The following is a 9,030-nucleotide window of genomic DNA, read 5'->3' as shown; positions in this document are numbered from 1 at the left end:
CACGCACTGGAACCACCGATTTTTCTCCTAGATCAGTGCGCAAATAGCCTTTTCAACCCTACATCACAATCCCTTCCGAATTTCCCGCGCACTGGAACCGCCCAATTCTCACCCGAATCAGTGAGAGAGAGCTAATAACACGTAGTCGAAGTGTTCCCTAATTCTTGCGTGTTCGTTTCAGCTCAGGGGATGACGCAGAGTGGGAAAGACCTGGATGATGCGTGCTTGCTTCGGCCTTTCGTGTGACGCAGAACTGGAAAAAGTCTTGAAATGCGTCATGGGTATTGCGGCAGCAAGCACGCACAATAGAGACGAGAAGCGATATGCGTCACTAAGTCGGTTGCCGTGGACACGTATTTAAGAGCTTTTTTAGGGAATACGTGCTAGTTGAACCATAAGACAGTTGTATAGAGCACGCACTTAAAGCTTTTCTAAAGATATGAGTGTCTGTTGAACCAGAATCTCGATCATACCTAGAAAGCAGCCGGGGATTTAAGCCAATAATAAAACCGGTAGTCGACGACTACCGGTTACAACGAATTCATGAACAGACTAGAAGTATGCTATCATATTTCTATATTATTCTCCTTAAGAAGCTGCTTGAGATATTCATTTTCTTTAACAGCCTCCTTAACCTTTTTATCAGCTTCCTCTTTTTCCTTAGTAAGGGAGTCAATCTGTGGTTGAAGTTTGTTCTCTGTGTCTCTACAGCCCAAGGCATAGCCCTCGTCCTTAATTACTTGTAGATGACGCTCAGCACTATATTCAAGTACGCCCACTTTGATTACCTCCTTCCTGTATTTGACAAAGAAATCCTTAAGAATGTTTTCTTTTATGCATTCATCGATGGCTCTTTTTACTGCCTTGCGAATGACTTCCTTTTTTGTGCGCAGGAAGTCATGCAATCATAACTTGATACCATTTTCTTCAAGAAGCTTTTTTAGGCGTTCATTTTCCTTAACGGCAATATCTTTCTCTTTAGTCAGAGAGACATTCTCTTCATTCAGAGAGACATTCTCTTCATTCAGAGAGACATTCTCTTCATTCAGAGAGATATTCTTTTTTGCCAGAGAGACATTCTCTTCAGTCAGGGAGTCAATCTGTGGCCTAAGTTCGTTTTCCTTGTCCCTACAGCCCAAGGCATAGCCCTCGTCCTTAATGACCTGTAGATGACGTTCAGCGCTATATTCAAGTACGCCCACTTTGATTACCTCCTTCCTGTATTTGACAAAGAAATCCTTAAGAATGTCTTCTTTTATGCATTCATCGATGGCTCTTTTTACTGCCTTGCGAATGACTTCCTTTTTGAACAATGCTTCATCAAAATCGGAATCATTCTGCAGCCTGTCATCGATGGAACTCATGTATTCCTCTCTATATTTTCGCACTTTTTGAACAAAAAGGGAATATTGATTTAATGTGCTGCAGGCCTGCATCAGCTCAGGGTTATGGCCGGCATTTACGTTGTACTGGTGCACAATGAGCTCTAGCTGTGGTTCTGCACCTTTTGTTTCAAACATATCAGAAAGCTTGTAGGTAACCTCATCCGGCATAGAAACAGTTCCATTGTAGAACACAATAAATTTTGGCTCAGGGATCATTATCCTTTCAGCTTTAAATGTTTTTTCTGAAGGGATGATTGATCTGTAGATGCTTGCGACGTACTGAAGATCCCTAAGAGGAATATTTGGACAGGGACTTGATTGGTGTTCATACAAGTTTAATTCGAAATCCAGAAGGAAAGAGATGTCATTTTTCATGTGGAGGAAAGTCTCACCTTCAAGGGTAGTTATCGTTAGTTCATTAGGATCGTCGTAATTACTGTGGTTTATTGCATTATAAAGCTCAAGCAGATTGCGCTTGTCTTTATACAGCATTCTAAAGACTGTGTCTTTATGCTTATTATTTTCAATTGTCATTAAAATAAAAATCTCCTTTGTGTTAATAACTAATCCATCTTTGCGCGCATCAATAATAAATGGAATATTCCGAAAGCATGAGTGCTTTACGGTGCGTCGGAAATAACGCAGAGATCATAATAGCACAGCTAAACCACAAACGCAAGGTTAAATATGAGAGCGCTTCTGCCGTCCATTAGCCATCTGACGTTCAAAGCAACTTTCTAAAAATGCGTGCCGATTGAACGATAAGACAGTAGGCTTTGAGGATAAAATCAATTTTGTGATAGATTTGTGATAATTCTTGAAGTATTATTACATTCGTAACAAGGACAGAGAAAAAATAAAGTTTTAAAATGAGGGGAAAATAATGAGAAAGAACAATGTAAAAAATGGTGTTGCTTTAACAATTGCTGCAGTAATGGGCCTTTCAATCTGTGCAGGTTGCGGAAGTACTGCAGGATCTGAGGAGCCCGCAGCAGAGACAGAGGTATCAGTTGAGCAGACAGAGGAGACTTCAGAGGAAGAGAGCGCTGAGGATCAGACAGAAGATGCAGCTACAGAGAGCTCTAAGGCTACAGAAGAAGGAAGTTCAGAGGAGCAGGAAGCTACAGAAGATGAGATGGCTTTTCCTACACCTGAATATATTGAGGATAAGGTAATCTCTACAAGCCTTATGACAGTGACAGTACCTGATGAGTTTGAAGGTACTTTTTATGCGGCAGTTGATGGCGAAATGGTGAGCATCTATGACAAGAGCTGCGTTGATGATGGATTCGGCGGATTTGTTTTTTCTGTAGCAGCAGATAAAGACAAAAATCTTATTCCCGGCGGAATGTATACAAAGGTTGGAGAAATTACCGATACAGAAGGTGCTGTTTGCGATGTATGCGTAGGCTATCCTTCAGAAATCCAGTGGGATTGGAACAATCCGGACGATGAGCCTGAGACCTACAAAAAGCTCGAGGATGCCAGGGACGCAATCATCGAGAATATTAAGGGCACTGAGGGCTGCGTATTTGCTTATCAGGCAGGCACAAGAGGCGAAGATCTCTACAGCGATGTTCTTGCTAAGTATCAGCAGGCTATTAAAGAAGGCTGGGATGCAAACAAAATGGAGCAGGAGGGTATCAGCCCTGAGTTCTATGCACTTACCCAGACAGAAGGCGATAAAGCTGCTGATAAGATCGGTTTTGTATACAGGGATGTTACAAACGATGGTATAGATGAGCTTCTTATCGGCGATATTGTAGATACAGATGAGCCCACAGTTATTTATGATATTTACACTGTTGTAGACAAGGTTCCCGCACTTGTAGTAAGCGGAACAGCAAGAAATGGCTACTATGCTGAAGAGTACGGCGGAATTGCTAACTTCTTCTTTAATGGCGCAGCAGAAAACGGTGTTTACTCATATATCATCTATCCCAACAGCACAGAGCTTGGTTTCCAGTACGGAATTAAGTGCGATGAGTATACAGATGAAGCTAATCCCTGGTTTGTTGCATATGAAAACGAAGATAACTGGGAGCCCATGACTGAGGCAGACTACAACGACAGACTGGAAATGCTTGAGAGCTATTACCAGAAGCTTGACCTCACACCTCTTTCAAACGTAACAGAATAAGCTGGTGAAGTAGGAAAATCGGATGCGCGAAAGCGCATCCGATTTTTCCGTTAATAGCTACCCGAGATAGCAAATAAATCATTGAAAACAGAACGCTTGTTTGGTAGAATATTGAAAACAAATGACTATCAGAGGTGAAAGTAATGCAGGAGATTCTGGACAGATTAAATGATGCGCAAAGGCAGGCAGTCACTACCACAGAAGGATATGTGCGCGTGATAGCAGGGGCAGGAAGCGGCAAGACGAGAGCGCTGTCCCATAGATTTGCATACCTTGTGAACGGTCTTGGAATCATGCCCGGGCACATCCTTTGCGTGACCTTTACCAATAAATCTGCCAATGAGATGAGACAGAGAATTCACAGACTGACAGGGGATAATGACACAGGATACATCAATACTTTCCACGGTTTTTGCGTATCCGTGCTCCAGGAGGATTCCCATGCTGTCTCATATCCCAAGAATTTCCTTGTGCTTGATAACTCAGACATAGATGACATGCTGAAGATCATATACGAGGAAAGGGGGCTTTCTCTTAGAGATATGACTTTTAGCGCTGTAAGGGATATGTTCGAGATACGCAAGATTTTTAATGAACCCGAGTATTACCTTGATATGATCACCATGTCACTTGATACTCTTAAGGAAAAATATGACAGTGCCACAGAGGTCAAGGACATTCTTTTTTACGGATATCTCTATCAGGAGAAAAAGTGCTTTGGTCTTGATTACAACGATCTCATCAAGTTTTCACTCTATATTTTCAGCCAAAATGAGGATATAAAGCTTAAGTGGCAAAAGAGGCTTGAGTACATAATGATCGATGAGTTTCAGGATATAGACAGCCTTCAGTATGAGCTGATGGAGGTTCTTTCAGGTTATCACAAGAATCTTTTCATAGTGGGGGATCCCGATCAGACCATATACACCTGGCGAGGGGCTAATGTTAAATACCTGCTGGATTTTGATAAGAATTTTCCTGATGTGAAGACCATAATGATGAATGATAATTATCGCTCAACGCCTCAGATTCTCGCAGCGGTGAATTCTCTTATAGATACTAATAAGCAGAGAATAAAAAAGGACCTTGTACCAACTTTGCCTGATGGAGAGAGTGTTCTTTGCCATTTTGCGCCTAATACTGCCGATGAAGCAGATTGGATAACTGGTGAAATTCTTGCGCTTAAGGGTCAGGGTGTCCCTTACAGAAACATGACGATTCTCTACAGAGCCCACTATGTGACGAGGACTATAGAAGAGGGACTTTTGAAGGAAAAAATACCCTACACCATCTATTCCGGCGTGCAGTTCTTTGGACGAATGGAGATAAAGGATGCGCTTTGTTATCTCAGAATGATCGTCTACAGGGATGATATTTCCTTTAGAAGAGTTGCCAACGTACCTAAGAGGAATCTTGGAAAAAGGCGTATGAGCTTCCTTGAGCAGTACGCCGCTGAGAATAATTGTTCCTTATATAAGGCTCTTAGTGAGAATCTTGAGCACGAGATAATGCGCGGAACAAAGGCTGCTAAATTCATAGATCTCATAGAACGTTTTTCTGACAGCTACGAAGGCTTGCCGGTTTCGGAGGTTCTTTCGAAGATCCTCAATGAGAGCGGCTATGAGGAGATGCTTAGAACAGAGGGAGCCCAGGACAGGCTTGATAACCTGGCTGAGCTTAAGCAGTCTGTGTTTGAATATGAGACCACCTGCGGTGAAGAGGTTGGCCTTGAAGATTATCTTAAGCATGTGGCACTTTTTACCAATGCCGATTCGGATGCAGGGCAGGAGGATAAGGTACGTCTTATGACTGTCCATGCAGCCAAGGGATTGGAATTTCCCTATGTTTTCCTTTGCGGGATGAATGAAGGGATTTTTCCGTCAAGAAAAATCCGTACCCTGGAGGGCATGGAGGAAGAGAGGCGTCTTGCCTTTGTTGCCATGACCAGAGCCCAGAAAAGGCTCTTTATCTCAGAGGCGGGAGGCGTGAATTTTGAAGGAATGCCCAGGTATCCTTCCAGATTTATACTTGATATAGACAGGAATCTTCTTGAATTCACGGAGAAACCGGATGAAAACATGATGAACCATGTTCAGAAATATATAGATAATGAATCAAGGTTTCTTAAAGGCGCAGAAAAAATGAATCTACTGGAGCCCGGACAAAGAGTAAGACATGCGATTCTTGGTATGGGTACTATTCTGGAGTTAAATACCGAGGATCAGTCTTACCTTGTCCAGTTTGATGAGATGGAGACTCCAAGGCAGATTTCATTTAAGGTTAAGCTTACATGTGAAGATGATCACTCTTCGTCAAAAGCAGAGTAGGTAATTTGGCCCTCCTCGATGGTGAAGAGAGCAGTAGTCATGTCGTCATTTGTGTACTGAAGACATACAGGGATAGGGGCTGAATCGTCTTCTGCCCAATCTTCTTCCCAGCTGTTTACTGCATCTAACCAGCTCGGGATTACTTCCTGTGTGAATGATTCTGCATCTGCGTCTTCAGCGCTTTCAATACCGGTTCCGGCTATCTGTACGTAGATCCAGCTTTCATCATAGGTTGTATTGTGCGATGTAGTATCGCTGTCCCACTGCTCTGACAGAAGCTGATCAATCCACTCAGCTTTCTGGACAACAGCATCAGGAATATCGTATTCTTCACCGGCATCGGTTTCGGCTGCTTCTTCAGTCACGTCTTCTGCTTCTGCAGGAGTACTGGTTTCTGTGCTTTCAGTTGTTATTTCGCCGTTATTGTTTTCAACCTTATATTCAGCAGAAGTGGTGCCTTCATCTGTCTCTACTGAATAATTCATGGTGGTTGTTGATGTGTGCTCCGTTTTGCAGCCTGCAAGAGACGCAGCGCAGAAAAGAGCGCAAATAAATGCAATTTTAGCTTTCATAAATTGTTTTCCTCCTCATAAGAAAAAATTATTCTATAGTTAGGATTATACATCCCTAAATTTCTCGAAACCGTGACATTTGTATTGTTTAGAGAAATTTTAAGTTTTGATAATAAATAATTGTTATATCATAATAATTGTAAACGAATAAGAATTCCCAATCAGTATATTTTCGGGTTTAAGGAATAGAGATCGAAATGAAAATTGTAAAAAAGGCATATTATCATCTACCGGGACTGTTCGAGTTCTACGAACTATACAGAAGGTTTCTGCCACTTTTCCGGGAGCATAGAGAATATTTCTACGACTGGTGTGAGATAGGCTCCATATATGGTGCTCCGGCAGATTGTATCTGGGGCGGAGGCCGTGTGGGCTTTGGAGATGAGAGCCCCTTGGACGTTGCAGCTTTGATTAAAGAATATGGCATTTCTGCAAGACTCACCTTCAGCAATTCTCTTATAAGGGAAAGTCATTTAGGTGACAGGAAATGCAACGCACTATGCGAGCTGTTTGAAGATAACGGAAGCTTGCAAAATGGCGTGATAATCCATTCAGACCTGCTAATGGACTATATTAGTGAGAAATATCCGGGATTTTACTTTGTATCATCAACCACCAAGGTTCTGACGGAATTTGATGAGTTCGAAGCAGAGCTAAACCGCAGCGAATTTAAATATGTGGTGCCGGATTTCAGGCTAAATAAAGAACATGACAGGTTAAGAGCACTTACAAAAGAGCAGAAGGATAAGGTTGAGTTTTTATGCAATGAATGTTGTTGGTACGACTGCTACGACAGGAAAAACTGTTACGAAAATGTCAGCAGAAAGAGCCTTGGGGAAAATGTAGAAGACCATATCTGCGTATCACCGGATGCGGATAAGGGTTATACATTTTCAGAAGCCATGAAAAATCCCGGATTTATCGGAATTTCTTCTATACAAGATGAATATATGAAAGATGGCTTTTCCAACTTTAAGATTGAGGGGCGAAGTCTTGGAAGCGCCATAATCCTGGAGTTTTTGCTGTACTATATGACAAAGCCTGATTATCAGCTAAAAGTCAGGGAAGAGATTTACCTGGACAGCATGCTGGATTTGTTTTGAATTAAAGTAAGCGTCAAACCTAGACAGGTCAGATGCGGAATAAGGTTTAATATTTTTTGGTAGTGTCAAATGATTTATGGAAGGTCGGTCAATCATTAGCTGCTTTTTAGTTTTTTACAGTTGCTGTTTTGAATTACGTGGGTATCGTGAAAAACAATATTTATCCACGTAAGAAAATCAGGAAATGGTGAAGTGGATTACGGGGATGAATGGGAAAATGTGATTTATCCACGTAAGATTGGCGGAAAAAAGGCTCAGGATTACGGGGGTGCTTAGAGAAATGAGATTCATCCACGTAAGAATGGCGATAAAATGGCTAAAAATTACGGGGATGAAAAAAGAAAAACAATATTTTCCACGTAATAAAACAGTGGGGGAGTCGGGTATGAGAGAAGTACATAAAAAGATAATTGATGCAGTAATCGAGAAGGCTAAAAAAGTATGCCCTGACAGTCTTGCGCTGGTTGGAATATATGGTTCTGTACTTACAAAGGAGGAGCATCCAAGGTCAGATCTTGATCTTCTGATCGTTATAGATGATGACAATGGGCGGCAGCTTAGCAAGACCTTTATTCTGGAGGATGAGGGCATTGGCTATGATGTTTATTGCACATCCTGGGAGATGCTTGAAGGGGATGCGGAATGTGGTCACGGTCATATCAGTAAGCTGATGGATTCAGAGATCGTCTACTCCAGGGATGAAGCTGCTGCAAAGCGCCTTGAGGATCTAAGGCAGAAGGCCGCAGAAGTACTGACTTCTGATGCTGTAATAGGAAAAGTATTTGAAATCCGCGATCAGATTAGCCGCGAATATGGATATGTGGCTGCTGCTGATTCTATCGGAATGCAGAGAGCACACGCAGCCTTTATGATATCCCTTTGTTTTGATGCGGTAATCCTATGGAATCACAAATATTTTAAGCGAAGCGGCAAGTATGTCTTTGAGGAACTTAAAGGTCTGAAGGTGCCTGAGAATTTCTCTGAAAATATCGATGGAATCGTTCGGGCTGATAGCTCAGAAAAACTGATTACTTCCGCAACTAAGCTCCTTAAGTCAATGGTCGCTTTTACAACCATCACTTTAGAGAAGCCAGCACCAACGCCGGAAACCATTGCCGGTGCCTACGAAGAATCCTTCTCTAACTGGAGAAACAAGATGTATGACGCCATGGAAAGAGGCGATAAGTTCAGCTCCTTTATGAACCTCGCATGCCTTCAGTCAATGATGGACGATATCGGCAGCGAGCTGGACATTCCGCAGTTCAATGTGATGGAGGACTACAGAGCTGATGACCTTAAGCATAACGCTGAGCTGTTTGATTCAGAGCTGGAGCGCTTCGGGCAGGAGTATAAGAAGATAGGCTTGGATGTGCTGCGTTATAAAGACGTCGATGATTTTGTAGCAGATTATCTTAGGGATTAAGAATTAGATAGTGAAAACAGGCAGCTGCAGGCAATTTATCAGTAATTACCTGCAGCTATTTTATTTCAGGTTTATCTAAA

Annotated in this window: 7 protein-coding genes; 4 read left to right on the top strand and 3 right to left on the bottom strand. The window is 42.1% G+C overall.

The features are described from left to right. Positions 1 to 566 precede the first annotated feature (566 nt). Both G603_RS22540 and G603_RS21110 read right to left on the bottom strand, forming a co-directional pair. Positions 567 to 779, bottom strand: a complete 213-nt coding sequence (locus tag G603_RS22540; protein ID WP_155832717.1) for a hypothetical protein — start codon at positions 777 to 779, stop codon at positions 567 to 569. 126 nt (positions 780 to 905) lie between these two features. Further along, positions 906 to 1,919: a hypothetical protein gene (locus tag G603_RS21110; protein WP_051198131.1), complete on the bottom strand. Its 1,014-nt coding sequence runs from the start codon at positions 1,917 to 1,919 to the stop codon at positions 906 to 908. A 349-nt stretch (positions 1,920 to 2,268) separates the two neighbouring features. On the opposite strand from G603_RS21110, the gene G603_RS0118400 reads away from it, so the two are divergent. Together G603_RS0118400 and G603_RS0118395 are read left to right on the top strand one after the other, a co-directional pair. Then, positions 2,269 to 3,525 carry a hypothetical protein gene (locus tag G603_RS0118400; protein ID WP_026671096.1) on the top strand — a complete coding sequence of 419 codons (1,257 nt, stop codon included), beginning with the start codon at positions 2,269 to 2,271 and terminating at the stop codon, positions 3,523 to 3,525. Positions 3,526 to 3,668: 143 nt separating this feature from the next. Further along, positions 3,669 to 5,852, top strand: coding sequence for an ATP-dependent helicase (locus G603_RS0118395; RefSeq protein ID WP_026671095.1), 2,184 nt, complete (start codon positions 3,669 to 3,671; stop codon positions 5,850 to 5,852). Here G603_RS0118395 and G603_RS0118390 read toward each other — a convergent pair. Further along, positions 5,828 to 6,424, bottom strand: coding sequence for a hypothetical protein (locus G603_RS0118390; protein ID WP_026525978.1), 597 nt, complete (start codon positions 6,422 to 6,424; stop codon positions 5,828 to 5,830). The genes G603_RS0118395 and G603_RS0118390 overlap by 25 nt on opposite strands. 197 nt (positions 6,425 to 6,621) lie before the next feature. Between G603_RS0118390 and G603_RS0118385 the strand changes: the two genes are divergently transcribed. Together G603_RS0118385 and G603_RS0118375 are read left to right on the top strand one after the other, a co-directional pair. Further along, positions 6,622 to 7,527 carry a hypothetical protein gene (locus tag G603_RS0118385; protein ID WP_026671094.1) on the top strand — a complete coding sequence of 302 codons (906 nt, stop codon included), beginning with the start codon at positions 6,622 to 6,624 and terminating at the stop codon, positions 7,525 to 7,527. Positions 7,528 to 7,912: 385 nt separating this feature from the next. Continuing rightward, the gene (locus G603_RS0118375; protein ID WP_026671093.1) at positions 7,913 to 8,950 is read left to right on the top strand and encodes a nucleotidyltransferase domain-containing protein; all 1,038 of its coding nucleotides are present in this window, start codon (positions 7,913 to 7,915) and stop codon (positions 8,948 to 8,950) included. The last annotated feature ends 80 nt before the right edge of the window (positions 8,951 to 9,030 follow it).

Origin of the sequence: Butyrivibrio sp. AE3006, assembly GCF_000424165.1 — a bacterium.
Taxonomy (GTDB): Bacteria; Bacillota; Clostridia; order Lachnospirales; family Lachnospiraceae; genus Butyrivibrio.
Note: the sequence above shows the minus strand (reverse complement) of the source record. Positions and strands in the feature narration are given on the sequence as shown.

Excerpts from the sequence above, each read along its gene's own strand:
- G603_RS21110 (WP_051198131.1), bottom strand. The coding sequence starts at position 1,919 with ATGACAATTGAAAATAATAAGCATAAAGACACAGTCTTTAGAATGCTG.
- G603_RS0118400 (WP_026671096.1), top strand. The coding sequence starts at position 2,269 with ATGAGAAAGAACAATGTAAAAAATGGTGTTGCTTTAACAATTGCTGCA.
- G603_RS0118395 (WP_026671095.1), top strand. The coding sequence starts at position 3,669 with ATGCAGGAGATTCTGGACAGATTAAATGATGCGCAAAGGCAGGCAGTC.
- G603_RS0118390 (WP_026525978.1), bottom strand. The coding sequence starts at position 6,424 with ATGAAAGCTAAAATTGCATTTATTTGCGCTCTTTTCTGCGCTGCGTCT.
- G603_RS0118385 (WP_026671094.1), top strand. The coding sequence starts at position 6,622 with ATGAAAATTGTAAAAAAGGCATATTATCATCTACCGGGACTGTTCGAG.
- G603_RS0118375 (WP_026671093.1), top strand. The coding sequence starts at position 7,913 with ATGAGAGAAGTACATAAAAAGATAATTGATGCAGTAATCGAGAAGGCT.